The sequence below is a fragment of the Amycolatopsis sp. NPDC102522 genome, assembly GCF_055584485.1.
In genome coordinates this window covers 809,854-833,938 of sequence record NZ_JBVJLY010000002.1, presented here as the reverse complement: position 1 = coordinate 833,938, position 24,085 = coordinate 809,854, and the positions used below count along the sequence as shown (strand labels likewise).

The window sequence follows — 24,085 nt, the reverse complement described above, 5'->3', positions numbered from 1 at the left end:
GCTAACTTTAACCCACCCACCCACCCCCCTTTGTAACACCCGCGCCCCGCGGCCCCCCCACCCGTTTGCCTTACCCCTCAATACCCCGAAACGCCACTCACGACCACCCGGACCGACGCGTCACCGCCGCTCTGACCACCTGAAGTATGTGAAGGCCTCCTTCATTGCGCTAGGCGCAATGAAGGAGGCCTTCACATACTTGGGGAAGGTATGAAGGCCCCCTTCCCCCGGCTGAGCCGAGGGAAGGAGGCCTTCACGGACCGTACCGAAGACGCCTTGGCTGGAACCGAACCAGAACGTCAGGCGGCCTGAGCCTGAGCGGCACCCGAGATCGCGGCGTACCCACCGGCCACCAGCGCCTGCGCGGCACCGGCGTACCACTCGGCCTGCTCAGGCGCGTCGGTCGCGAGCCCGTCGACGTACCGGTTGAACAGCGAGAACAGCGAAGCGATCAGCACGGTGTCGTGGATGTCGGCTTCCGAAGCGCCGGCGGCCTTGGCGTTGTCGACCAGGGCGGAAGTGACCGAGTGGCCGCTCTCGCGGGTGGCCAGCGCGACCTTCAGCAGCGCGCGCAGCTTGTCCGAGATCGGCGCGGCGTCGATGTCCTGCTTGGCCGAGTCGACGGTGGCGGCACCGCCTTCGATCTGCGCGGCGGAGAAGGCGCCGTGTGCTTCGGCGCAGAAGTAGCAGTCGTTCTCCTTGGACACGACGGCGCCGATCAGCTCACGCTCGCCGGTGGTCAACGAGCTCGGGCCGCGCAGCAGGGTTTCGACCAGTTCGCCGAGCGGTTTCGCGGTCTCAGGGCGGAAAGCGAACAGGCCGATGATTCCGGGCTTGGTGGGATCCACCGTGATATGCGACATGCGTCCTCCATGGATCGACGTAGAATCCGATGGTCCGCCCGGCGCCCCCGCGGAACAATATTCCCGATTGCTCAAGCACCCGAGCATTCAGGGAGACGTACACGCCCGCCCGCCGTGGAACCGTGGAGAGCACGAACTTCAGCGGAGGGCGGGGTCACGATGCAGGCGCAGGTGCAGACGACGTTGCGCGTCGCGGCCAAGGACGTCGTCGCGGACGGTGTCGTCTCACTGGTCCTCAAGGCCGAGGACGGGGCGCGCCTGCCCGACTGGACGCCCGGCTCGCATATCGACCTCGTGCTGCCCGGCGGGCTGACCCGCCAGTATTCCCTGTGCGGAGATCGGTGGAACGCCTACGAATACCGCGTCGGCGTCCTGCGCGAGACCGACGGCCGGGGTGGTTCCGCGTACGTCCACGACAAGCTCAAGACCGGTGACACCGTCGGAGTGAGCCGCCCCCGCAACAACTTCCCTTTGGTGCCCTCGAAGAACTACCTCTTCATCGCGGGCGGGATCGGGATCACCCCGCTGCTTCCCATGATCCACCAGGCGGAGCTCACGAACGCGGACTGGAACCTCGTCTACGGCGGCCGCACACGGAACTCAATGGCCTTTAAAGAAGAACTCGCGGCGTACGGCGAAAAGGTCCACATCATTCCCGAGGACGTACAGGGCCGCCCAGATCTTCAGTCCTGGCTTGGCGAAGTCCGTGACGGCCTCCGTGTCTACTGCTGCGGTCCGGCAGGGCTGCTCGACGCGGTCGAGAACGCTTGCGCCCCTTGGCCCGCGCCCACCTTGTGGACCGAGCGCTTCTCGGCGCCGGAGCAGGGCGCGCCGGTGCGCGACGAGCCGTTCGACATCGTGCTGGCGCGACGTGGTGCGACGGTCACCGTCACCCAGGACATGACCGTGATCGACGCGATGCGCACGGTCGGCGTCGACCTGCTTTCGTCCTGTATGGAGGGTGTCTGCGGCACCTGCGAGACCACGGTCCTCGACGGCGTCGTCGACCACCGTGACGCCCTGCTCACCGCCGAGGACCGCGCGGCGGGGGACTGCATGTTCCCCTGCGTCTCACGTTCGTGCACCGACCGGCTCGTACTGGATCTGTAAGCCCCGGAGGCCGTGATCATGACGTCGTTGCCCGTCATCGACATCGACCCGTTCGGCACCGAGGTGCTGACGGATCCGTACCCGCTCGAGCGAGCCCTGCTCGACGCCGGGCCGCTCTCCTACCTGAGCGCGCACGGCATCTACGCCGTCGCCCGGTACGACGCGGTGTACGCGGCTTTGCGCAACTGGCAAGGGTTCCAGTCCGGCGCCGGGGTCGGGCTCTCCAACTTCCGGACCGAGAAACCGTGGCGGCAGCTGAGCATCGTCGTCGAGGCCGACCCGCCGCACCACGACGCGCCGCGCAGGGTGCTCGCGAATCTCCTGGGTCCCCGTGCGCAGCGCAGGCTCCGCGCCGAATGGATGGCCAAGGCGCACAAGATGGTCGGCAAGGTCCTCGACGGCACCCCGGGCAGCACGGTCGAGTTCGACGCCGTGACGGCGATCGCGGAGAAGTTCCCGCCGCGCGCCGTCGGTGACGCGCTCGGGCTGCCCGAGGAAGGCCGCGAGAACCTGTTGCCCTTCAGCGACTTCCTGCTCAACGCCTTCGGCCCGCGCAACGAACTCGTCGCCGCGGGCGCGCCCCACGCGAAGTTCCTGACGACGTGGGTCATGGAACACTGCCAGCGGGACAAACTCACCGAGGACGGTCTCGGCGGGCAGATCTGGGCGGCCGCCGACCGCGGCGAGATCACCCACGAGCAGGCGCCGGGTGTCGTGCGGTCGCTGTTCGCCGCCGGGTTCAACACCACCGTGCACGCGCTCGCCGCCGTCATGCACGCGCTGGTCACGCATCCCGAGCAGTGGGCCCGGCTGCGCGCCGAGCCGTCGCTGGCGCGGATCGCGTTCGACGAGGCCGTGCGCTGGGCGTCCCCGGTGCAGACGTTCTTCCGCACCGCCGTGGGCGACATCCCGGTCGGCGACCACGTGGTCCCCGACGGCGCGAAGGTGCTGATGTTCCTGGGCGCCGCCAACCGCGACCCCCGGCGCTGGGCCGACCCGGAGAAGTTCGACCTCTCCCGGGACCCGTCCGGGCACGTCGGTTTCGGGTTCGGGCTGCACCAGTGCGTCGGGCAGAACCTTGCCCGGCTCGAAGCCGAATGCCTCATCACCGCGCTCGCGGAGCGCGTGGAGACGCTGGAACTGGCGGCACCGGGGGAACGCCGCCTCAACAACACCTTGCGGGCCTGGCATTCCATCCCGGTCCGCGCCCGGCTCGCGAACTGAGAGGCAAAGCGGAAATGAGCGAAACCGAGGGACAGGCCGAGCTGCTCGCCATCGACGCCGAGTACCTGTGGCATCCGTGGTCGCCGAGCCGGGTCAGCCCCGACACGCTCGTCGCGGTGTCCGGCAAGGGCTGCGAGGTCACCGACGCCGACGGCCGCACGTATCTGGACGCGAAGTCGTCCGGCTTCAACGCGACGCTGGGTTACGCCTGCCGGCCGGTCGTGGACGCCATCGCCACGCAGGTCGCGAAGCTGATGACCTACGACATGGGCGAGGGTGCCAACATCCCGGCGATCCGCCTGGCGCAACGGATCGGCGAACTCGCCGGCCCGGCACTGACCCGGACCTTCTTCTGCAACAGCGGTTCCGAGGCGATGGAAGCCGCGATCCGCATCGCGCGCTTCTACCAGGCCGTGCTCGGCACACCCGACCGCGGGCTGATCGTCTCGCTGCGCAACGGTTACCACGGCGCCACGATGGCCGGCGCCGCGACAGCCGGGGCGCCGTCGCCGATCTCCGACGACCTGACGCCGGGCGGGTTCATCACCGTCCCGGGGCCTGAAGAAGGCATCGGCGCGCTGAAGGGTTTCCTCGCCGACCACGGGACGCGCACGGCGGCCGTCCTCGTCGAACCGGTCCAGTCGCGCGGCGCGTACGTCATGCCGGAGGACTACCTGCGCGGTGTGCGGGAGCTGTGCGACGAGCACGGGATCCTGCTGGTCCTCGACGAGGTGACGACCGGTTTCGGCCGCACCGGGCGGATGTTCGGCTTCGAGCACGCCGGCGTCCAGCCGGACATCCTGGCCACCAGCAAGGGGTTGGCGGCCGGCTACATCTCACTCGGCGCGGTCACCACCACCCAGCACGTCTTCGAAGTCTTCGACAGCAACAAGAAGATGGCCGGGTTCGTGCACGGGCACACGCATTCCGGGCACGCCACCGCGTGCGCGGCCGGGCTCGCGGTGATCGACCACATCGAGTCCGAAGGCCTCCTCGCGAACGTCCGGGCCCGGGGCGAGCAGCTGCTCACCGCGCTGGAACCGTTGCGGGAGCTGGACTGCGTGACCGACATCCGCGGCCGCGGCCTGATGATCGCCGTCGAGATGGACAGGTCCCGTCGCGCCGCACACGTGCGAAAGATCATGCGCGACAACGGGGTCCTGGTCCGGCGCACGGTCAAGAACGTCGTGCTCGCGCCGCCGCTGATCCTCACCGCCGACCAGGCGGACCGGATCTCGCGTGAACTGCTCGCCGCCGCCGAGAAGGCCGCCCTCGTCGAGTTCTGAGGGCGGCCCCTCCGGGGGTCAGAGCAGGATGTCGCCCAGCAGCTTGGCGAAACCTTCCGGGTCCCAGATGAAGCCGCCGTGATCGCCGGGGAACTCGACCACCTCGACGCCGAGTTCTTCGGCGAGCGCGGCGCAGGTCCGCTTGGTGAGCAGGCCGCCGGAGTCTGCGCCGAGCCCGACCACGACCCGGAACGGCCCGTCGCGCAGCGCGTCGAGTTCAGGGGCGTAGCGCGTGGTCGTGCGGAGCTCGTGGACGAAGAACCGGCGCCCGTCCTCCTGGTCCTGCTCGGGGGAGTCGCTCGGCGGCGGGCCCGCCTCGTCCTCCTCGAAGCCCGAGGTGCCGAGGAACTTCGTCCAGGCCGCTTCGAGGCCGTCGGTCTCGAACGCCTTCACGATGCCGTCGACCTCGGCGTGCTGCTCGGCCGCGTCGGGCAGCAGGGTCAGCGCGGGCGGCTCGTGCGCGACGACCGTCCGGATCCGGCCGGGGTGGCGGGCGGCCAGCGCGAGGGTGGTCATCGCGCCGCCGCTGGAGCCGAAGACGTCGGCCGTTTCGGCGCCGAGGTGGTCCAGGATCGCGATGACGTCTTCGGCGCGCTTCTCCGGGCTCGAATCCTCGTCCGGGTCGTCCAGGGGGCTCCGGGAGATGCCCCGGGGGTCGTGGGTCACCACGGTGAACCGGCTCGCCAGCGCGTCGGCCAGCGGGGCGAAGGCGTCCGCTGCCATCGGGGAGCCCATGGCCAGCAGCACTGGTCCGTCGCCGCGGACCTCGTAGTGCAGCCGGCCGCCGGGGATGGTGATCTCGTTCGTGCTGGTCATCTCGGTCGTCCTTCCTCGATCTTCCGCCCGTCGGGTGGCGGCGTCACAAGGTGAGACTCCGAGCCGGGCGCGAACTCATCGCTCGCGCCCGGCGATTTCGGACATTCACCCGATAGTGGTCAGCCCGCGGTGAAGATCTTGCCCATGATCCGGCGGGAAAGCGCCCGCGGGGAGTAGGCCAAGAACGCCGTGAGCAGGCGTGCGACGGTTCCGGGCACGGTGATCGTGCGCCCGTTGTCCCAGGCCTTCAATCCGCCCCTGACGACCTCTTCGGCCGTCGTGAAACCAGGCGTCTTCTCGACCGTGTCGCCGAGCCCGGCGACGTCGCCGAACTCGGTCGAGGTCGCCCCGGGGCACAGCGCCATGGCCCGCACACCGGTCCCCGCCAGCTCCGCCGAAAGCGACTCGGTGAAAGACAGCAGGAAGGCCTTCGTGGCGCCGTAGACGGCCATGTTCGGGGTGGCGAAGAAGCCCAGGTTCGACGCGACGACGATGATGCCGCCCGAGCCGCGCGCGACCATCTTCGGCACGGCCTGCGTGACGAGATCGACGTTCGCCGTCACGTTGAGCTGGATCATCCCGAGGGCGTCGGCCGGATCCGATTCGTGGACCCGGCCTCTCGATCCCCGGCCGGCGTTGCAGACGACGAGATCGGCGCCGCCGAGTTCTTCGGCCCGGCCGAGGATCGCTTCGGCCGCGCCCTTGGAGGTGACGTCACGGACGAAGGGGACGATGAAGCCGTTGGAGCCCTTCGCCAGCTCTTCGAGCCTGTCGGCGCGGCGGGCGACGGCGAGGACGCGGTAGCCGCGGTCCCGCAGCACCCGCGTGAACTCCGCGCCGATGCCCGAAGACGCGCCGGTGACGACGGCCAGTGGCGCGTCGTGGACGGACCCGCCGGTCATGACCGCACCAGCGAGGGCTCGCCCAGTCGCACCGGGACCTCCTTGTGGCCGTTCATGATGAACGTTCCCTGGCCCTCGAGTTCGTCGACGCCGACGGCGAGCTGCAGGTCCGGGTAGCGGGCGAACAGCGCCGGCAGCGCGATCCTCAGCTCCAGCCGCGCCAGCGGCGCGCCGAGGCAGAAGTGCGCGCCGTGCCCGAACGACAGGTGGGTCTTGTCGGCGCGGGTGGCGTCGAACTGCCCGGCGGTCTCGCCGTGGTTCTCCGGGTCGCGGCCGATGGCGGTGAAGCCCATCAGCACCGGGTCGCCCTTGCGGATGGTGACCCCGGCGACCTCGACGTCTTCGGTCGCGTACCGCAGCGGCAGCTGCGCGACAGGGGCGTTGACCCGCAGCGCCTCTTCGATGACGTCGTCCCAGGAAACCTGGCCGCTGTCCAGCAGTTCCTTCTGCTCGGGCTGGCTGAGCAGCGCGACGACGGCGGCGCTGAGCGCGTTCATCAGCGTCTCGGAACCGGCGCCCAGCATGAGGTGCAGGGTGCCGACCATCTCCTCGTCGGTGAGCCTGCTGCCGTCCTCTTCGCGCGCGGCGAGCAGGAGACTGGTCAGGTCGTCGCCCGGGTTCTCGCGTTTGAACTCGGCGAGGTCGGTCAGTTCCTGGTGCCACAGCTCGACGTTGGCCTCGGCCTCGTCACCGGTGGTGGTCGTGGTGACGTTGACGCCGGCGCCGCGCAGGGCCGACGCGCGGGCAGACTCCGGCACGCCGAACATGTCGCAGATGACGCGGGCGGGCAGCGGGGTGGCGAAGCGGCCCTTGAGGTCGATGACCTCGTCGGCGCCCGCGCCGGAGAGGCCGTCGAGGAGGTCGTCGACGATCTTCTGGATCAGCGGGCGGGTCAGCTCGACCTGCTTCGGCGTGAAACCGCGGGAAACCAGCTTGCGCAGGCGCATGTGGTCTTCGCCGTCGTTCGTGGTCATGTTGTCCATCAGGAGCCAGCCGATCAGCGGCCAGTTCGCGGGGATCTCACCCTCGGTGTACTTGGTCCACTTCTGCGGGTCCTTCGCGAACCGGTTGTCGCCCAAGACCTGACGGGCCGCCTGGTAGCCGGTCACGGACCACCCGATCACCCCGCCGGGCAGTTCGACCTGGGTGATCGGACCCCGCGCGCGGAGAGCCTCGCTCTCCGCGTGAATGTCCGTACCCGCGATGTCCAAGGTGTAAGGGCAGCGGCTTTCCATCGGATCTTCTCCTCAACGCTCGAAAAGGGTTGTGCTTACTGGGACCGGAAGAACACCGTGAGCAGCGGGGCGCCCGCCTTCTGGTTGAACAGATGCCCCTCGTTCATGCACACGTACTGGCCGTTGGGGAGCCCGTCGGCGAGGGCGTGGCAGTTGTCGATCAGCCAGGAAGGGCTTTCCCGGCCGCCGATGACCAGGGTCGGCACCCCGATCCCGGGCAGTTGGTCGAACGGGACGGACTCGTGGTTCGCGTCGAGGATGGAGTCGTACAGCGTCGTCGGGGCCATGGCCTCGAACGACGGCCAGATGGGAAGGGATTTGAACCCCTCGATGGTTTCCGAGCTGAACCGGACGTTCTCCTTCAGGAACAGCGCGACGGCGTCGGTGCGGTGATCGGCGGCCACCATCCGCTCCAGATCGTCCATATAGGACTCGGGGAGCTGATGGCCGCCGTAAGTGGGTTCGTACAGCGCCATCTTGCCCATCGGGACGCCCTTCGCCGCCGCCTGCATGGCGATCAGGCCGCCGGTGCAGTTGGCGAAGATCGCCGCCTCGGGGCCCGCCGCCGCCAGGACCGCCGCCAGGTCTTCGACCTCGCGATCGACCGTGTAGCCCGAAAGGCCGCCGTTGTCCTCGCTGTTCCCGCGGCCGCGGCGGTCGTAGTTGTAGACGGTGAAATCCTCCGAGAGCAGCTCGGCGAGATCGGCGAACATCGCCTTCTCGTTGAGCCCGCCGCCGAGGATGATCACCGGTGGGCCTTCCCCGGACTTCTCGAAGGCGATCCTTGTCCCGTCCGCCGAGGTCACGTGTTCGAGTACGAGACCGCGTGTCCCGAACCCGATGTTGTCGAGACTGGCCGCGGTTTCCTGGTTCGCCATCACGAATCTCCCGCCTGTCGAAACCCGCTTCCCACGCTAGGTCGCGCTCACCTCCATGCCATCTCCCTGCTTGCCCGCATGCTTCGCGATCGGGCCGCCCGGGTGGGGCGAACCCGACATAGTGCGCAAAGGGTATCCGCCTTCAAGATCGCTCCGCTTCTCCCAGGTTGCGAACAGAATTCGTTGACAAGCAACCTCGAAGATCCGTAAATTCATTACCGGAAGCGCCGGGGAACAATACGAAAATATCCCCCGCCATTCATTCCACCCTCACCCCGATGAAGGAGTAAACAGTCATGCGCAAAAGCGTTTTCGCGAAAACCGTCGCCGGTACCGCCGCCGCTCTCGGCATGCTTGTCGCCTTCCAGGCGCCCGCGTCGGCCGACGCCCCCTCGGCGACGGTGACGCCGTCGTCCGGGTTGGCCGACAATGCCGTGGTCCAGGTGGGCGCGTCGGGGCTGACGGCGGGGACGGCCTACACCGTCGGCGAATGTGCGGAAGTGTCGCCCGGCGTGCTCGCCTGTAACGCCTCGGGCCGGGTCGACGTGACCGCCGCGGGCGACGGAACCCTTTCCACTCCGCTGACCGTGAAGAAGAGCTTCGAAGGAATTCTTTTCGACGGCACTTCGTACGGCACCGTCGATTGCGCGGCGGTCACCTGCGTGATCGGTCTGGCGGACGCCGCGGGTAACGGACCCGCCGGTGTCGCCCTTTCTTTCCAGTAGCGACGGAAAGCGTATGGACACGGGTCGCCACGCGGCGATCCGTGTCCTTATGTCCGCTTGAGGTGAAACTCATGATCGAGACGGTGTAACTCACCGGGAAGGAGTGAACCGGACCCTGCCCGATCGTGCGATCGGAACCTACGCTCGTTTGCGCAGCTTGATGGGGGTTTCTGGACCGCAAAGGAGCATTTCCGTGGCACGTCCAATCAAGAAGATCGTGATCGTCGGCGGCGGGACAGCGGGCTGGCTGTCCGCCGCGTACCTGAATCGCGCCTTCGGCAGAAAGGTCGACATCACCCTCGTCGAATCACCGCGGATCCCGCGGATCGGGGTGGGTGAGGCCACGGTCCCGACGCTGCGGACCACCTTCGCCTTCCTCGGGATGGAGGAAGAGGACTGGATGCCGAAGACCAACGCGGTCTTCAAATCCGCCGTCCGGTTCAACGACTGGCGCAAACCGCACGAGGGCCGTGACAGTCACACGTACTACCACCCGTTCTTCGATGTCCCCGAACCCGCGGTGCGGAACTACGAGAAGCCGTTCCACAAGCGATTCGGCCGCGGTGTCTCGCTCGCGCACTTCTGGCTGAAGCAAAGGCTGGCCGGGGACACGCGTGTGCGCGAGACCTTCGGCGACGCGGGAATGGCGCTGCAGCGGCTTTGCGAGCTGAACAAGGCCCCGAAACCGTTGCCCGGTACCGACGCGCCGGACCCCGGCTACCGCTATGCCTACCACTTCGACGCCGCGCTGATCGCCAAGTACCTCCGTGACCTGGCGACCGGCCGCGGCGTCAACTTCGTTTCGGCGGACGTGACGTCGGTGATCGTCGACCCGCGCGGCGTGATCGAGAAGGTCGTCACGGACACCGCCGGCGAGATCGAAGGCGACCTTTTCCTGGACTGCACGGGATTCCGGGGCCTGCTGATCAACCAGACGCTGAAGGAACCGTTCGTCAGCGCCAACGACGTCCTGCTGTGCGACGCCGCCGTCGCGCTCCCGGCGGAGCACCAGGAGGGCGGGCTGCGGCCGTACACCTCCGCCACCGCGAAGCCGGACGGCTGGATCTGGGAGATCCCCCTCGCGGACCGCGACGGCACCGGTTTCGTCTACTCCAGCGCGTTCACCACGCCGGAGAAAGCCGAAGCGAAACTGCGGGAACACCTCGGCGGCCGCGACTACGACACCGCGGGCAACCACATCAAGATGCGTGTCGGGCACAACCGCCGCTCGTGGGTGAACAACTGCATCGCCGTCGGGCTTTCGAGCTGCTTCGTCGAGCCGCTGGAGTCCACCACGATCGCGCTCATCGAGTACCAGCTCGCGTTGCTGGTGCTGCACTTCCCGGATTCGGACTTCGACGAGCGCCGCAAGACCCGGTACAACGAGCTGATGGTGAGCGCGTTCGAGGATCTGCGCGACTTCATCGTCATGCACTACAAGCTCACCGACCGCGACGACACCGAGTTCTGGAACGCCGTCCGCGAGGCCCCGATCCCGGCGAGCCTGGAGGAGAAGCTCACCGAGTACGCGGAGAGCGTCATCATCCCGGACGGCAGCCAGTTGCGGCTGTTCGAGACCCGCAGCCTCTGGGCGATCCTGTCCGGAATGGACTTCGACTTCAAGAAGGCCCCGCCGTCGGTCGGCCTGATGAACGACGCCGCCGCGTGGGAGATGTTCGAGCAGATCGACAAGGAGCGCGAGATCTACTCCGCCGGTCTGCCCAGTCACCGCGAGTACATCGAGGCCCTGCACCGAGGCCACTGAACACCCGAGAAGGCCCCCTCTCCCAGTTGGAGAGGGGGCCTTCTTCGTGGTTCCCGGTCAGCCCGCGAGCGGGAGGTCGTCCCGGTCGCCGCCGTCCTGGCCGTCGACACTGCGCAGATGCCGCTTCCTGTCGCCCTTCAACAGGGTCATCGTCACGACGAGCCCGATGACGGCGAAGATCACGCAAGCCACGAACGAGGCCTGAAGCCCGGCGGTGAACTCCGCGGGCCCGCCCGGCGCGGCGGTGAACGACGTCGACACCGAGGTGACCACGGCGACGCCGAGCGCGCCGCCGATCTGGAACGAGGCGACATTGATCCCCGACGCCGCCCCGCTGTCGGCCTGCGGGACCTTGGACAGCGCGGCCACCGAAGCGGCCGCCATGCCCGCGCCGAGACCGGGCCCGAAGACGACCAAGCCCCACAGGATGTCGGCCCCGTAGCTGCCGTTCACCGGCACCTGGGAAAGCAGCAGGCAGCCGGCGCCGAGCAGCACGAGACAGGCCGCGACGACCGGCCGGACACCCAGCCTGGTGACCACGGACTGGCCGACGTACGCGCCCACGAAAGCCAGGGTCGGCATGACCGACTGCAGCACGCCGAACTCCAGCGGGCTGTAGCCGAGGACGACCTGGCCGTACATCGAGATGGTGACCGAAAGCCCGAAGGCCGCCATCCCCATCGCGACGGTGACGAGGTTGCCGCCCGCGAGCGCCGGGCGCTTGATCAACGCCAGCGGCACCAGCGGCGCCGACGAACGCTTCTCCACCGCCACGAACAGGGCGAGCAGCCCGGCGGCGACGGCGAACAGGATCAGCGTCGGCGCGCTCGTCCAGCCCCACACCGGCGCCTGCACTACGGCGAGGATGATCGCGACGAGTGCGAGTGTGCTGATTACGGCCCCCGCGACGTCCTGGCTGCGGCGTTCGCCGGAGTCGCGGCTCTCCTGCAGGAGCACCGGCGCGAGCAGCATGACCAGCACCGCGATCGGCACGTTGACGTAGAACACCCACTGCCAGCCCAGGGTCTGGGTGAGCAGCCCGCCGACGAGCAGGCCCGCCGTGGCGCCGATCCCGCCGATGCCGGACCAGCCCGCGAGCGCCGTGTTACGGCTCTTGCCCTCGGGGAAGGTGTTCATGAGGATCGACAACGCCGTCGGCACCATCAGCGCCGCCGCGATCCCGCTGAGCGCCCGCGCCGCGATGATCACCGCCGGGCTCCACGCCAGACCACAAAGGACGGACCCGACGAGGAACAGCGCCGTGCCGAGCACGAACACCCGGCGCCTGCCGAAGTGGTCGGCCGCCCGGCCGCCGAGGATGAGCAGCCCGCCGAAGGTGATGAGCTTCGCGCTCAGCACCCATTGCGCGTCGGCGGGCGCCATCCCGAGATCGGGTGCCAGCGACGGCAGCGCCAGGATGACACTCTGCGAATCCAGCAGGACCGCGAAGTTGGCCGCGCACAACAGGACCAGCGCGGCCCAGCGGAATCGGACGGCGTTGCCAGCCGCCTGGAGATGACTCACCGGAACTCCTTGTGCTTGTAGCGAAGGGAGCGGATCAGGCCGCGGGACGCTCGGCCTCGCCGGTGTCCGTCTTGGCGGTGGGCAGAGTGGTCACGGTGGCGTTCTTCTTGCCACCGCCGGAGAACAGCACCCGGCGCATCATCGACGGCTTCATCAGAGCCTGCGGCGGGTCGATCAGAGAGATGGTGCGCATGAACCCGCGCGCCACCACCGGGTCGTGCGCGGCGGCCGCCATCACCTTCGTCATGTAGGCGTTGCCGATCTTGGTCGCGACGGTGCGCTTGCCGCGCACGGTCTCGTAGCCGAGGTCGGCGGAGGCGGACATCATCCACGGCGAGTCCGTCTCCTTGGCCAGGTCGCGGAAGTAGCCGCGGAACGTCGGCTCGACACCCTTCTCCAGGTGCTTGCGCAGGACGTTCGCGCCCATTGCGGCGACGGTCATGCCCTGGGCGTAGACGGGGTTGAAGATGCACGCGGCGTCACCGAGGATCAGGTAGCCGGCGGGGAAGCGGGTCAGCTTCTCGTAGTGACGGCGGACGCTCGCCGGGAACCGGAACGAACCGGCGGGCGCGCGCTGCTCCGCGTTCTCGATGGCGTTGTAGACCTCCTTGACCGGCAACGTCTTGGCGTAGGCCAGGAAGCCGTCGTGGTCGGTCGGCGCCCGGTCGCCCGCGATGCCGGTGAGGGTGAGGGCGTAGCGGTCGGCCAGCCGCGCGAAGATGCCGCCGCGCGGGAAACCCGGGGTCGCCGTCGGGACCAGCGCGATGTCCTCGCCGAGCGGGTCGACCGGCAGCGGGCCGACGAAGTCCATCGTCGTGTAGGTCAGGTCCATCTGGACCTTCTCCTCCGGCGCCTTCTCGTAGCCGAGCTCCTCGAGCCAGCGCGGGGACCGCGAGCCGCGGCCGGAAGCGTCGACGATCAGGTCCGCGCTGATGACCTCCTCGCCACCGCCGTCACGGCTCTGCACGCGGACACCGGTGATGCGCTCGTTGCCCTCGCTCGCGACCAGTCCGACGATGTCGGTGCGCTCACGCAGGACGACGCCGGGGCGAGGCAGCGTGCGGGACCGCAGGAAGTGCTCGATCACCGGCCGGTTCGCGGCCACACAGGCCATGCCGGTGTCGGTGACGGCGAACATTTCGCCGTTGAAGTAGTAGTGGCAGGTCGACCCGTAGTCGCCGACCGGGACACCGGCCGCGATCATGTCGTCGACGAACCCGGGGAACAGGTCCTCGATGATGATCCGCCCGCGTTCGAGCAGGGCGTGGATATGGATCGCCCACGAGATCGCCGGGCGCAGATCCGTCCCGGCCGCGGTGAGGTCGTCGCGTTCGATGACGGTCACCTGGCTGTAGGCGTCGGAAAGCACGCGGGCGGCGAGCATCCCGGCGATGCTGCCCCCGAGCACGACGGCGTGGTCGCCGATCTTCGTTCCCATTGGCGTGTGCCTTTCGGTGGTCAGGTGCGTGGACGAATACGAAAAACGCTAGGCCCGTCGGTGGCCGCGCACTTCTCCCGCTTTGCGTAGCGCTTCTCCGGGGTTGCGAGCTTGTTCCGCGGCGGTGTTCCGGTGCCCTGTGAACGCGTAGTTTCCGTTGTGGACCTCCGCGCCACGAGGAAGGAGCACGAATGGGTTCGGCGTTCGTCGTCCGTTATCAGACGACCACGGAATCCGCCGGTGAGAACGAGAAACTGGTGGAGGCCGTCTTCGCGGAATTGGCGCGGGAGCGGCCGGATGGGCTGAGCTACGCGTCTTTCAAACTCGACGACGGGGTGAGTTTCGTCCACGTCGGTGTCGTCGAGGGCGACGGGAACCCCCTCGCCGCGTCGACCGCGTTCCACGAGTTCCAACGGGGCATCCGCGAGCGTGCCCCGGAAGGACCGGTACCCAGTGGGGCCACGCTCATCGGCTCCTATGGCTTCTCCAGTGCCGAAAACGGAAACCGAAACGAGGAGAGAGACCGATGACCGCTACCGCCGACACCGCCACCGGCGTCGCCGCCCTGCCCGGCCAGATCGTCGCCGCCTGGGCCCGCCACGACGCGGAGGCCTTCGCCGACGTGTTCGTCGAGGACGGCACGATGATCCTGCCCGGCGTCCACGTCAAGGGCCGCGACAACATCGCGAAGTTCATGGCCGGCGCGTTCGCCACCGCCTACCAGGGCTCCCAGGTCACCGGCACCCCGTTCGACGCCCGCCAGATCGCGCCCGGCGTCGTCGTGCTCTACACCGAAGGCGGCGTCATCCAGGCCGGCGACACCGCGGTCGCCGAGAACGCCAAGGTGCGTGCTTCGTGGACCGCCGTCCTGCAGGACGGCGAGTGGAAGCTGGCCGCCTACCAGAACACCCCGCGGGACTGACTTTCCCGCATACGAAAGCCGCTTCGCGACCTTGAGGGTTGCGAAGCGGCTTTCGTGCGTTCGGAGTGGTGGGGGCGGTGACGTCTCGGTCCGGTGGGTCGTGAGTGATAAGTGTCGTTAGAACGACACTCATCACTCACGACCAACTTGACCCGCCGCTCACGCGAGTCACGCCTATCTCACCGGAAGAACTTCGTCAGCAGCTCGGCACCCAGCGTGTCGTCCATCAGGTGCCCGGCGGTGTCCATCGTGACGTACTCACCGCGCGGGATCCCGTCGGCGACGGCCTGGCACATGTCCTTCATCCACTGTGGACTCTTGTTCCCACCGAGTACGAGACTCGGCACCGTGATGGCGCCCAGCTCCTCGACCGGGACGCGGTCCGCGTCGTCGGACAGGATCGAGTCGTACGGCATGGAATGCGCCATCGCCTCGAACGCCGGCCAGATCGGATGCGTCGAGAAGAACTCGATCTCGTCCTCGGTGAAGAGCGCGTCCCACTTCAGGAACAGTGAGACGGCCTCCTTGATCTTGTCTTGCTCCAGCAGTTCCATGAGCTGCTCGGTGTAGCCGGGCGGCACTTTCGGGCCGCTGTACGGAGGTTCGTACATGGCCAGCTTGAGCATCGGGACGCCGCGCGCTGCCGCCGGGACGGCGATCATCGAGCCGGTGCAGTTCGCGAAGACGTGTGCGGTGCCGCCCGCGGCCTCGATCACCGCGGCCAGGTCCTCGATCTCACGGTCCACTGTGTACGGTCCGACGCGTTTGTCGTCGCTGTCGCCCCGGGCACGGCGGTCGTAGTTGTACACCGTGAAGCTCTCGGACAGGCCTTCGGCGAGTTCGGCGTGCATCGCCTTCTCGTTCAGGCCGCCGCCGATGATGATCACCGGCGGCCCGGTACCCGACTTCTCGTAGGCGATGGTGGTGCCGTCGGCGGACGTCACCTTCTCGATCGGGAGGTCGCGGTTGCCGTAGTCGAGGTTCTCGATGTTGGCGTCAGTCACTGGTGCCCCTCGCGCGCAAGGCCTGCTTGAACTTCCGGAGGTCGTCGAGGAAGAGGTCCGGCGCTTCGAGGCCGGGGAAATGCCCGCCCCGGTCGAGCCGCCGCCACTGCACGATGTCGGAGAACGCCCGCTCCGCGTAGGTGCGGATCGGCTCCATGATGTCGTACTTGTAGGCGGCCACCCCGATCGGCGTCGAGATCGGCGGCAGGGGAGCGACGAACGTCTTGTACTCCTCGAACCGCGGGTGCGCGACGGCCAGTTCGGGGTGCGGCGTCGCCGACGTCCGGGTGAAGGCCGCGTTGTCGCAATAGAAGTGCGCCGCGTTGCCGGCCGAGCCGGTGAGCCAGTACAGCGTCACGGTGGCGAGCAGGTCGTCGCGGTTGAAGACCTCTTCGGGCGAGTCGACGGCGCCCGACCAAGCGTGGAACTTCTCGATGTACCAAGCGAGTTGCCCGACCGGTGAGTCCGCCAGACTGTAGCTCAGCGTCTGCGGCCGGGTCGCGTGCTCGACCATGTACCCCGGTGCGGGGAGCATGTACGGGTCGAGCAGTTCGAGCTCTTCCTGGCTCAGGCCTTCGAGATCACTCGCGTCGGCGGGCTGGGTCACGAGGAAGTTCACGTGCGCGGCGAGCACGTTCTCCGGCTTCATCGCGGCGAGGATGATGGAGATGAACGAGCCCCAGTCCGCGCCCTGCACGATGTATTTGTCATAGCCGATCTCGGCCATGAGCTTGCCCCAGATCTCCGACATCTTGGGCACCAGCCAGCCGTGCTGGGTCAGCGGCGTGGAAAAACCGAAGCCCGGCAACGTCGGGATGACGAGGTGGTAGGCGTCCTTCGGGTCGCCGCCGTGGGAGCGCGGGTCGGTCAGCGGCCCGATGAGGTCCAGGTACTCGATGATCGAACTCGGCCAGCCGGTGGTCATCACCATCGGCGTCGCGTCCGGCTCAGGCGACCGCACGTGCAGGTAGTGGATGTTCGCCCCGTCGATGTTCGTGACCACCTGGGGGAACTGGTTGATCTTTGCTTCCGTCGCGCGCCAGTCGTACTCGGTGCGCCAGTACTCGACGAGCTCCTTCAGGTAGGACTGCGGAACACCGCGCGTCCAGCCGAGGTCGGGAGTCGCGGCGGGCCAGCGGGTGTCGTCGAGCCGTCTGCGCAGGTCGTCGATGGCTTCCTGCGGAACGTCCACTTTGAACGATGTCATGACTTGGTCCTTAGCACGTCGGTGATGGCGGTGGAGATCTCCGCGGCCTGCTCCTGCTCAAGTACGAGCGGTGGGCCGACGACGAGGGTGGGCCCGTAGTCGCGGGCCAGGACGCGGTGCTTGACGCGCAGGTCGTCGATGATGGCGACCATGCGGTCGAACGGCATCGGCTCGCCGGTGTTCGGGTCCGCGGTCAGTTCGATGCCGACCATCGCGCCGTGCACGCGGACGTCGTGCACGATCGGAAGGTTCCGGATGCCTTCGAGGCCCTCGGTGAACCAGCTCTCGATCTTCTTGGCCTGGCCGAGGATGTTCTCCCGCTCGATGATGTCGAGATTGGTCAGTGCCAGCGCGCACGCGACCGGATGTCCCGAATAGGTCAGCCCGTGGAAGAAGAACTTCTCGGGGTTGCCGACCATGACCTCGCCGATCTCGTCGCGCATGAGGACGGCGCCGAGCGGCGCGTAGCCGCTGGAGATCCCCTTGGCGGTGACGATGATGTCCGGGCTGTAGTGCGCCGAGGCGAACCAGTCGCCCGTGCGGCCGAACCCGGTGATGACCTCGTCGGCGATCAGCAGGATGCCGTACTTGCTCAGCAGCGTGCGGATCCGCGGCCAGTAGTCCTCCGGCGGCACGATGACACCGCCGCCGCCCATCACCGGCTCGCCGATCATCGCGGCGATCTTCTCCGGCCCGACGCGCAGGATCTCGGTTTCCAGTTCCTGCAGCAGGAAATCAGTCGGGTCCTGACCGCCGAACATCTCCGGATGCGACACCATGGGCGGGCTGACCTTGGTGACGTGCGGCATGGTCGGCCCGGCGCCGAAGTGCATGTCGTCCATGCCGCTGACCGAGCCGCCGGCGAGAGTCGTTCCGTGGTAGCCGAACTGCCGTCCGATGATCCAGGTCCGCTCGGTGTCGCCGCGTTCGAAGTGGTACCGCCGCGCGATCTTGAGCGCCGCTTCCGTGCCGTCCGAACCGCCGCTGGTGAAGTGGATCTTGGTCATCCCCGCCGGGGCGAGTTCCGCGAGACGGGCGCCGAGCCGGATAGCCGGTTCGTTCGAATATTCGCGCCACAGCGAGAAGTACTCCAGCTTCTCCGCCTGCGCCGCCGCGACCTCGGCGAGTTCGGTACGCCCGTGACCGACGGCGACCACCCAGTTGCCGCCGGCCATCCCGTCGATGAACGGGACGCCGGCGGCGTCCCAGACCACGGATCCCTTGCCGCGGACGAAGATGTTGCGTTCGGTCCGCGTCGGGTTCTGGTGCGGGTGGATGAGGTGCTTGCGGTCCAGGGCCTGAAGCGCGGCCGCATACTCCGCGCTCCCTTGCGCCTCACTGGCGATGGTCATTTCGGCGTTCCCTCCGCGGATTCCGGCAGCAGACACGAACCACGCTAGGGGAGACGGGCAAAGCGGTCTTCTCGCTGATTGCCGCAGGATTCAGGAATTCTTGCCGCAACCGAGGAGAAACCGGGCGCCCGTCGATCTTGCTAAATTCCCGTTATGGTCGATTTTGTGGTGGTTGGGGCCGGTGCGTCCGGTTGCGTCCTCGCTAACCGGTTGAGCGCGGACCCTTCCGTCTCTGTCGTTCTGATCGAAGCCGGGCCGTCCGACGATCATCCGAACTTCGAGATCCCCGTCGCCGGTGGGAAATTCTTCAAGACCCGGTACGACTGGGACTTCGACACCCACCAGGAGCCGCACTGCGAAGGGCGGCGGGTGTACCTGCCGCAGGCGCGTGTGGTCGGTGGCGGGAGTTCGGTGAACGGCGGTGCCTACGTCCGCGGCAACCGCGCCGACTTCGACGAGTGGGGTCAGCCGGGCTGGGATTTCGCCGGGGTACTCCCGTACTTCCGCCGCTCGGAGGACAACGAACGCGGTGAGGACGAGTTCCACGGCGTCGGCGGGCCGCTGCGGGTCAGCGACGGGCGGACGGGGAACCCCAGTTCCGAGGCGTTCACTGCGGCCGCGCTCGAAGCGGGCTACCACCACAACGCCGACTTCAACGGTGTCACGCAGGAAGGGTTCGGCGCGTTCCAGGTCACGCAGCGAAACGGCCGCCGGGCCAGCACCGCGTCGGAGTTCCTGCGTCCCGTGCTGGACAGGCCGAATCTCACCGTCGAGACCGACCTCGAGGTGCACCGGGTGCTCGTCGAGAACGGCCGCGCGGTCGGGATCGTCGGCAACCGGCTCGACGAGATCGTCGAGATCCGCGCCGAACGCGAGGTCGTCATCAGCGCCGGCACCTACAACTCGCCGAAGATCCTGATGCACTCCGGGATCGGTCCCGCCGACCACCTCCGCGCGTTCGGTATCGACGTCGTCCTCGACCTGCCCGACGTCGGGCAGCAACTCCAGGACCACCCGCACGTCTGGCTGAGCTTCGGTCACGACAAGCCGGTGAGTCTCCTCGCCGCCGGCGACCCCGAACACACTCAGGCGTACGAACGCGACGCGAGAGGCTTCCTCACCTCGGGCGGCCCGGAGACCGGCGGTTTCGTGACGACCACCGGCGACGCCCCCGACCTGCAGTTCATCTGCATGCCGTTGATGATCTCCGACGGCTTCCTCTCGCCGCCTTCCCGGCACGCGCTTTCGTTCGGTGCCTCGGTGGCGAAGCCGCGTACGCGCGGGAACGTGACACTGTTCAGTTCGGAACCGACGGCCAAGCCGAAGATCGTCCAGAACTACCTCGCCGACCCGGCCGACCTCGCGATGGCGATCGAGGGAGTGCGGATCAGCCTGGAACTCTCCCGGCAGGTCGCGCTCAAGCCGTACACGCTCGACGCCATCGCCGCTCCCACCTCCGGCACGGACGCGGATCTGGCCGCTTTCACGCGACGGAACGTGCTCACCGGCCACCATCCGGTGGGGACCTGTGGAATGGGCCGGGTCGTGGATGCGCAATTGCGGGTTCGTGGAATAGAATCACTCCGTGTCGTGGACGCTTCCGTCATGCCGACGATCGTGCGGGGCAATACCAACGCCCCGGTCATCGCCATCGCCGAGAAGGCCGCGGACTTGATTCTCCACCCGGGCGCGGAAGCGCATTGACCGCATGAACTACGACGAGGAAGATCTGAGAGTATGGCTGAGAAGACTGCACCGCATGCAATCGACGTGACTTTCACGGCCGAAGTCATTCCCGACGGAAACAGCGGCTGGCCGTGCGTGAACATGCCGGACTCGGCCGAGTTCTTCGGCACCGGCAAGGCCGTCAAGGTCAGCGGAACCGTCGACGGTCACGACTACGAGGCGAGCATGCTCCCGATCGGCGGCGGCGTGCACATGATGCCGCTGCGCAAGCCGTTCCGGAAGGTCATCGAGAAGGAGATCGGCGACAAGGTCACCGTGCACCTGACCAAGCGGATCTCCTAGCAGTACGACGAAAGGGCCGGATCGGGGATTCCCCGGTCCGGCCCTTTCGTGTGGGGCTATTCGCCGCCGGTCCAGATCGGCCGCAGTTCGACGCTCTGTCCGGGAGCGGCGAACTCCTCGGCGATCTCGTCGGCGCGGGCCTGGTCCTTGGCCTCGATCAGGAAGAAGCCGGCGAGGTGGTCCTTCGTCGACGAATACGGGCCGTCGCTCTTCTTCTTCGAGCCGTCCGAACCGACCTCGTAAAGGCTCGCCTTGGCCGGGTCGCCGAGTGCTTCCCCGCCGACCAGCTCACCGTTTTCGTGCAAACGGCCGAGTAACGCCTCGAATGCCTCGAAGTGCTTCTTGCGCTCGCCCTCGGGGAGACCGGAGAACTCCGGGGTGAATTCCTCCACGGGGTGTCCCCACGGCTCGGGGTGCGAGTAGAGGAGGACCATGTACTTCATTCTTTTCTCCTTCTTACTTCCGCTTGTAGGCTGCCATCGTGGCGGAGCCGAATCCGGCGATCAGCACGACACTGGCGACGAGCACCCAGATGATCTCGCCGACGTTCGGGTTGCCGCTCATCAGGCCTCGCATCGCGGTGACCAGATGGGTGATGGGGTTCCAGCTGACCGCGGCTTCGAGCCAGCCGGGCATCGTCGACGGCTGCACGAACACGTTGGACAGGAAGGTCAACGGGAACAACGCCACCATGCTCACGCTCATCACGGTCTTCTCCGACCGCATGGACAGGCCGAGGAAGGTCCAGATCCAGGAGAGCGAGAACGAGAACACCAGCAGCAGGGCCACGGCGCCGACCGTACCGGCGATGCTGCCCAGGTTGTAGCCCATGATGAGACCGACGCCGATGATGACGACGCAGCCGATGAGGTAGCGCAGGAAATCGCCGAGCAGGTAGCCGACGATCGTGGCGGGGCGCCAGATCGGCAGCGTCCGGAACCGGTCGAAGACACCCTTGGCGATGTCGCTGTTCACCGCGACCCCGGTGTACATCGTGATCATCACGACGGTGATCGCGAGGATGCCAGGGAGCAGGTAGTCCAGGTACGCCTCGGTCGAACCGCCGATGGCGCCGCCGAAGAGGTACGTGAACATCACGGTCATGATGATCGGGAAGCCCGTGACGTCGAACAGCTGCTCGGGCAGGTGCTTGATCTTCAGCGCGGCCCGCCAGCCGAAGGTCAGCGAGGCGGAGAGCGCGCTGGGGCGCTTGGGCCGGTCGACCGACGCGAGTACCGCGTCGAGCGCGTGGACGTCGGCGGGCCGGGTCTCCTCGGCCGCCTCGGTCGTTTCGGTCGGCTTGATGGTGGAAGTCATCGGTTCGCCCCCTCCTTGGCGGCGTTCTCCGGCGTCGCGGGCCGGTCGGTGAGCGCGAGGAACACCTCGTCGAGGCTCGGCTGCCCGAGCGAGAACTCGTCGACGACGATGTCCCGCAGCGAAAGTTCGTGCAGTGCCTTGGAAGCCCACTCGGCCATGCCGGCGTCGCCTTCAACACCCGGGATACGGGCGCTGACCAAGACCTCGTCGTGCTCCGAAAGCGTGGGCTGCTCCAGGAAACGGGCGAGCACGTTCTGCGCGTCCGTCCGCTGGTTGGAGTGCCGCAGGCGCAGGTGGATCGCACCGACGCCGATCGACGCCTTCAGCTGGCCGGGCGTGCCCTCGGCGATGACCTTGCCGTGGTCGACGACAGCGATGCGGCTGGCGAGCTGGTCGGCCTCGTCGAGGTACTGGGTGGTCAGCAGCACCGTGGTGCCGCGTTTGACCACAGCGCGCACGATGTCCCACACCTGGTTGCGGCTGCGCGGGTCGAGGCCGGTGGTCGGCTCGTCGAGGAAGAGCAGATCCGGGGTGTTCACGATGCTGGCGGCGATGTCGAGCCGCCGCCGCATACCGCCGGAGTAGTTCTTCACCTGACGCCCGGCCGCCTCTGTCAGCCCGAAGGCGTTGAGGAGCTGCTCGGTGCGCGCCTTCGAGGCGGCCTTGCCGTGGCCGAGCAGACGGCACAGCAGGATCAGGTTTTCGGTGCCTGTCAGGTCGTCGTCCACCGAGGCGTACTGACCCGTGAGGCTCACTCGTGCACGGACGGCGTCCGCCTCGCGCACGACGTCGTGACCGAAGACCTTGGCCTGTCCTCCGTCGGGACGCAGCAGCGTCGCCAGCACCTTCACGGACGTGGTCTTTCCCGCCCCGTTGGGGCCGAGAACGCCGTACACTGTCCCAGCGGGAACTGTGAGGTCGAGCCCGTCGAGTGCGCGTTTGTCGCCGTAGATCTTGGTCAACCCGGACGCTTCGATCGCGGGATCCCCGTCGCGGTCCTTTGTCATGATCGAACCCTTCTGGTTCTGTTTACCTTCCATTCTGGCGACGGCGCATCACCACGAACAGTGATCAGGCCACGACCGCGATGTGAAGAGTTCATGGTCGCCGATCACGAGCGAGATATCTTCTTCCGTCGTGCTCTCCCTCGCCTCACCCGCAGTCGAGGAGATGTCCCGCGGACGGTGCGGCCGAGAATCGGGGCACTGCCTGATGGTGCCCTAGGGAGGACGAAAATGACCTGGTACTCCGACGATGGCCTGTGGTCGGGTTTCTCCGAGTTGATGTGGCCGCAGTACCTGACCGTCGAGGCCGACGAACTCGTGCGGGAGTCGCCTTTGCTGGCCTTCCCGTCGGGATCCCGGGTGCTCGACCTGTGCTGCGGGCCGGGCCGGTTCGTCGTTCCGCTCGCCCGCAAGGGTTACCAGGTGACCGGTGTCGACCTCAACGCTCCCGTTCTGGACCGCGCCAAGCAGGCCGCCGCCGACGCCGGTGTCCCGGCGGAACTCGTCCAGGGCGACATGCTCGAATTCGTGCGCCCCGGCGGTTTCGACGTCGTGCTGAACATGTACACGTCGTTCGGCTACTTCGACGAAGCCGAAAAGAACTTCCAGGTGCTGCGCAACGCGCACACGAGCCTGGCGCCGGGCGGCAAGCTCCTGCTGGAGGTGTACGGCAAGGAGATCGTCGCCAAGAACATCGGCCGTACGCACGCTTTCCCGCAGCCCGAGGGCATCGCGTACATGCGGCACAGTGTCCTCGAGGACTGGACCAAGCTGCGTACCGACTGGACACTGGTCGATGGCGACGTCGCACGTTCGGCGCACATCCAGTCGTTCATCTACAGCGCGGCCGAACTGCGCCGTCTGTTCGAGGACGCCGGCTTCACCGACATCGAGGCCTACGGCGGTTTCGACGGCGCGCCCTACGACAAGCGCGCCAAGCGGCTCATCGTCCAGGGCGTCAAGGCCTGACCCCTTTCCGCGTGAAGGCCCCCTTACCTCGGCCACGGTTTCAAATGACCAGTCGAGGGAAGGGGGCCTTCACGCGCTATACGTGCGCTGGAATGTCCACAAGGGACGCGAGGAGCTCGCGGACCCGGCGGTCCATGTCGTCGCGCAGTGGCCGGATCCCGGTGATCCCCTCGTGTTCCGGGTTGGGGACGATCCACTCGACGTACCGTGTCCCGTCGGCGACCGGATAGGTCTTGCAGCCCATGGTGATCACGATGTCGGCGGCGTCCACGTCCTCGTAGGTGACCTGGCTCGGCACCTCGCCCGAGATGTCGACGTCCCATTCCGACAGCGCTCCCGCCACCAGCGGGTTGATCTTCTCCGCCGGATCGCACCCCGCGGACCGCACGGTCACCCGGCCGAAACCGTGGTGTTTCAGCAACGCGGCGGCCATTTGTGATCGGCTCGCGTTGTGCACGCACACGAAGAGGATATCCGTCATCGCCCGCCCATTCTGTCCGTATCGGTGACTCGCTA

24 protein-coding genes are annotated in these 24,085 nt (G+C 67.6%); 10 read left to right on the top strand and 14 right to left on the bottom strand.

From position 1 onward, the window contains the following. Positions 1-299: 299 nt before the first annotated feature. Positions 300-863 carry a carboxymuconolactone decarboxylase family protein gene (locus ACZ6YV_RS09835; RefSeq protein ID WP_465509224.1) on the bottom strand — a complete coding sequence of 188 codons (564 nt, stop codon included), beginning with the start codon at positions 861-863 and terminating at the stop codon, positions 300-302. 159 nt (positions 864-1,022) lie between these two features. Here ACZ6YV_RS09835 and ACZ6YV_RS09830 point away from each other — a divergent pair, with 159 nt between their 5' ends. Genes ACZ6YV_RS09830 through ACZ6YV_RS09820 form a run of 3 tightly spaced genes read left to right on the top strand, consistent with a single transcriptional unit; the run spans position 1,023 to position 4,483 of the window. Continuing rightward, positions 1,023-1,973 (top strand): PDR/VanB family oxidoreductase, encoded by a 951-nt coding sequence (locus tag ACZ6YV_RS09830; protein WP_465509223.1) that lies wholly within the window; start codon positions 1,023-1,025, stop codon positions 1,971-1,973. 18 nt (positions 1,974-1,991) lie between these two features. Next, on the top strand, positions 1,992-3,197 hold the full coding sequence (locus ACZ6YV_RS09825) for a cytochrome P450 (protein WP_465509222.1): 1,206 nt from the start codon (positions 1,992-1,994) through the stop codon (positions 3,195-3,197). Positions 3,198-3,211: 14 nt separating this feature from the next. Beyond that, positions 3,212-4,483, top strand: a complete 1,272-nt coding sequence (locus ACZ6YV_RS09820) for an aminotransferase family protein (RefSeq protein ID WP_465509221.1) — start codon at positions 3,212-3,214, stop codon at positions 4,481-4,483. An 18-nt stretch (positions 4,484-4,501) separates the two neighbouring features. On the opposite strand, the gene ACZ6YV_RS09815 is transcribed toward ACZ6YV_RS09820, so the two are convergent. The 4 genes from ACZ6YV_RS09815 to ACZ6YV_RS09800 all read right to left on the bottom strand — a co-directional run bounded on the left by ACZ6YV_RS09815 (position 4,502) and on the right by ACZ6YV_RS09800 (position 8,314). Beyond that, positions 4,502-5,299: an alpha/beta fold hydrolase gene (locus ACZ6YV_RS09815; RefSeq protein ID WP_465509220.1), complete on the bottom strand. Its 798-nt coding sequence runs from the start codon at positions 5,297-5,299 to the stop codon at positions 4,502-4,504. Between the two features lie 119 nt (positions 5,300-5,418). After that, positions 5,419-6,201: an SDR family NAD(P)-dependent oxidoreductase gene (locus ACZ6YV_RS09810; protein ID WP_465509219.1), complete on the bottom strand. Its 783-nt coding sequence runs from the start codon at positions 6,199-6,201 to the stop codon at positions 5,419-5,421. After that, positions 6,198-7,436: a cytochrome P450 family protein gene (locus tag ACZ6YV_RS09805; protein ID WP_465509218.1), complete on the bottom strand. Its 1,239-nt coding sequence runs from the start codon at positions 7,434-7,436 to the stop codon at positions 6,198-6,200. The genes ACZ6YV_RS09810 and ACZ6YV_RS09805 overlap by 4 nt, the downstream gene beginning before the upstream one ends. Before the next feature lie 35 nt (positions 7,437-7,471). After that, entirely contained in the window at positions 7,472-8,314 is an 843-nt protein-coding gene (locus tag ACZ6YV_RS09800; RefSeq protein ID WP_378240086.1) for an alpha/beta fold hydrolase, read from the bottom strand. A 296-nt stretch (positions 8,315-8,610) separates the two neighbouring features. On the opposite strand from ACZ6YV_RS09800, the gene ACZ6YV_RS09795 reads away from it, so the two are divergent. Next, entirely contained in the window at positions 8,611-9,039 is a 429-nt protein-coding gene (locus tag ACZ6YV_RS09795) for an enediyne antibiotic chromoprotein (RefSeq protein WP_465509217.1), read from the top strand. A 193-nt stretch (positions 9,040-9,232) separates the two neighbouring features. Then, a complete protein-coding gene (locus ACZ6YV_RS09790) occupies positions 9,233-10,804 on the top strand; it encodes a tryptophan halogenase family protein (RefSeq protein ID WP_465509216.1) in 1,572 nt (523 codons plus the stop codon). Positions 10,805-10,861: 57 nt separating this feature from the next. On the opposite strand, the gene ACZ6YV_RS09785 is transcribed toward ACZ6YV_RS09790, so the two are convergent. Next, positions 10,862-12,328 carry an MFS transporter gene (locus ACZ6YV_RS09785; protein WP_465509215.1) on the bottom strand — a complete coding sequence of 489 codons (1,467 nt, stop codon included), beginning with the start codon at positions 12,326-12,328 and terminating at the stop codon, positions 10,862-10,864. Between the two features lie 34 nt (positions 12,329-12,362). Beyond that, entirely contained in the window at positions 12,363-13,766 is a 1,404-nt protein-coding gene (locus ACZ6YV_RS09780; protein ID WP_465509214.1) for an FAD-dependent oxidoreductase, read from the bottom strand. A 191-nt stretch (positions 13,767-13,957) separates the two neighbouring features. Here ACZ6YV_RS09780 and ACZ6YV_RS09775 point away from each other — a divergent pair, with 191 nt between their 5' ends. Beyond that, positions 13,958-14,296, top strand: coding sequence for a hypothetical protein (locus ACZ6YV_RS09775; protein ID WP_378240081.1), 339 nt, complete (start codon positions 13,958-13,960; stop codon positions 14,294-14,296). After that, complete coding sequence (locus ACZ6YV_RS09770) at positions 14,293-14,688, top strand: SgcJ/EcaC family oxidoreductase (RefSeq protein ID WP_465509213.1); 396 nt, start codon at positions 14,293-14,295, stop codon at positions 14,686-14,688. Before ACZ6YV_RS09775 ends, ACZ6YV_RS09770 begins: the two co-directional genes overlap by 4 nt. A gap of 179 nt (positions 14,689-14,867) precedes the next feature. Here ACZ6YV_RS09770 and ACZ6YV_RS09765 read toward each other — a convergent pair whose 3' ends face one another. The 3 genes from ACZ6YV_RS09765 to ACZ6YV_RS09755 are packed head-to-tail and all read right to left on the bottom strand — an operon-like array spanning position 14,868 to position 18,251. Further along, positions 14,868-15,692: an alpha/beta fold hydrolase gene (locus tag ACZ6YV_RS09765; protein WP_465509212.1), complete on the bottom strand. Its 825-nt coding sequence runs from the start codon at positions 15,690-15,692 to the stop codon at positions 14,868-14,870. Then, positions 15,685-16,899: an epoxide hydrolase family protein gene (locus tag ACZ6YV_RS09760; protein ID WP_465509211.1), complete on the bottom strand. Its 1,215-nt coding sequence runs from the start codon at positions 16,897-16,899 to the stop codon at positions 15,685-15,687. Before ACZ6YV_RS09760 ends, ACZ6YV_RS09765 begins: the two co-directional genes overlap by 8 nt. Next, on the bottom strand, positions 16,896-18,251 hold the full coding sequence (locus tag ACZ6YV_RS09755; RefSeq protein ID WP_465509210.1) for an aminotransferase family protein: 1,356 nt from the start codon (positions 18,249-18,251) through the stop codon (positions 16,896-16,898). The genes ACZ6YV_RS09760 and ACZ6YV_RS09755 overlap by 4 nt, the downstream gene beginning before the upstream one ends. A gap of 153 nt (positions 18,252-18,404) precedes the next feature. Between ACZ6YV_RS09755 and ACZ6YV_RS09750 the strand changes: the two genes are divergently transcribed. Together ACZ6YV_RS09750 and ACZ6YV_RS09745 are read left to right on the top strand one after the other, a co-directional pair. Continuing rightward, positions 18,405-19,955, top strand: coding sequence for a GMC family oxidoreductase (locus ACZ6YV_RS09750; RefSeq protein ID WP_465509209.1), 1,551 nt, complete (start codon positions 18,405-18,407; stop codon positions 19,953-19,955). 66 nt (positions 19,956-20,021) lie between these two features. Beyond that, positions 20,022-20,279: a DUF1905 domain-containing protein gene (locus ACZ6YV_RS09745; protein ID WP_465509208.1), complete on the top strand. Its 258-nt coding sequence runs from the start codon at positions 20,022-20,024 to the stop codon at positions 20,277-20,279. Between the two features lie 56 nt (positions 20,280-20,335). Here ACZ6YV_RS09745 and ACZ6YV_RS09740 read toward each other — a convergent pair whose 3' ends face one another. The 3 genes from ACZ6YV_RS09740 to ACZ6YV_RS09730 are packed head-to-tail and all read right to left on the bottom strand — an operon-like array spanning position 20,336 to position 22,603. Next, on the bottom strand, positions 20,336-20,722 hold the full coding sequence (locus tag ACZ6YV_RS09740; RefSeq protein WP_465509207.1) for a YciI family protein: 387 nt from the start codon (positions 20,720-20,722) through the stop codon (positions 20,336-20,338). Between the two features lie 13 nt (positions 20,723-20,735). After that, complete coding sequence (locus tag ACZ6YV_RS09735) at positions 20,736-21,596, bottom strand: ABC transporter permease (protein ID WP_465509206.1); 861 nt, start codon at positions 21,594-21,596, stop codon at positions 20,736-20,738. Continuing rightward, entirely contained in the window at positions 21,593-22,603 is a 1,011-nt protein-coding gene (locus tag ACZ6YV_RS09730; protein ID WP_378240070.1) for an ATP-binding cassette domain-containing protein, read from the bottom strand. Before ACZ6YV_RS09730 ends, ACZ6YV_RS09735 begins: the two co-directional genes overlap by 4 nt. 228 nt (positions 22,604-22,831) lie before the next feature. Here ACZ6YV_RS09730 and ACZ6YV_RS09725 point away from each other — a divergent pair, with 228 nt between their 5' ends. Further along, positions 22,832-23,569 carry a methyltransferase domain-containing protein gene (locus tag ACZ6YV_RS09725; protein ID WP_378240069.1) on the top strand — a complete coding sequence of 246 codons (738 nt, stop codon included), beginning with the start codon at positions 22,832-22,834 and terminating at the stop codon, positions 23,567-23,569. 76 nt (positions 23,570-23,645) lie between these two features. Here ACZ6YV_RS09725 and ACZ6YV_RS09720 read toward each other — a convergent pair whose 3' ends face one another. After that, positions 23,646-24,050 carry an arsenate-mycothiol transferase ArsC gene (locus ACZ6YV_RS09720; protein WP_465509205.1) on the bottom strand — a complete coding sequence of 135 codons (405 nt, stop codon included), beginning with the start codon at positions 24,048-24,050 and terminating at the stop codon, positions 23,646-23,648. Positions 24,051-24,085 lie beyond the last annotated feature (35 nt).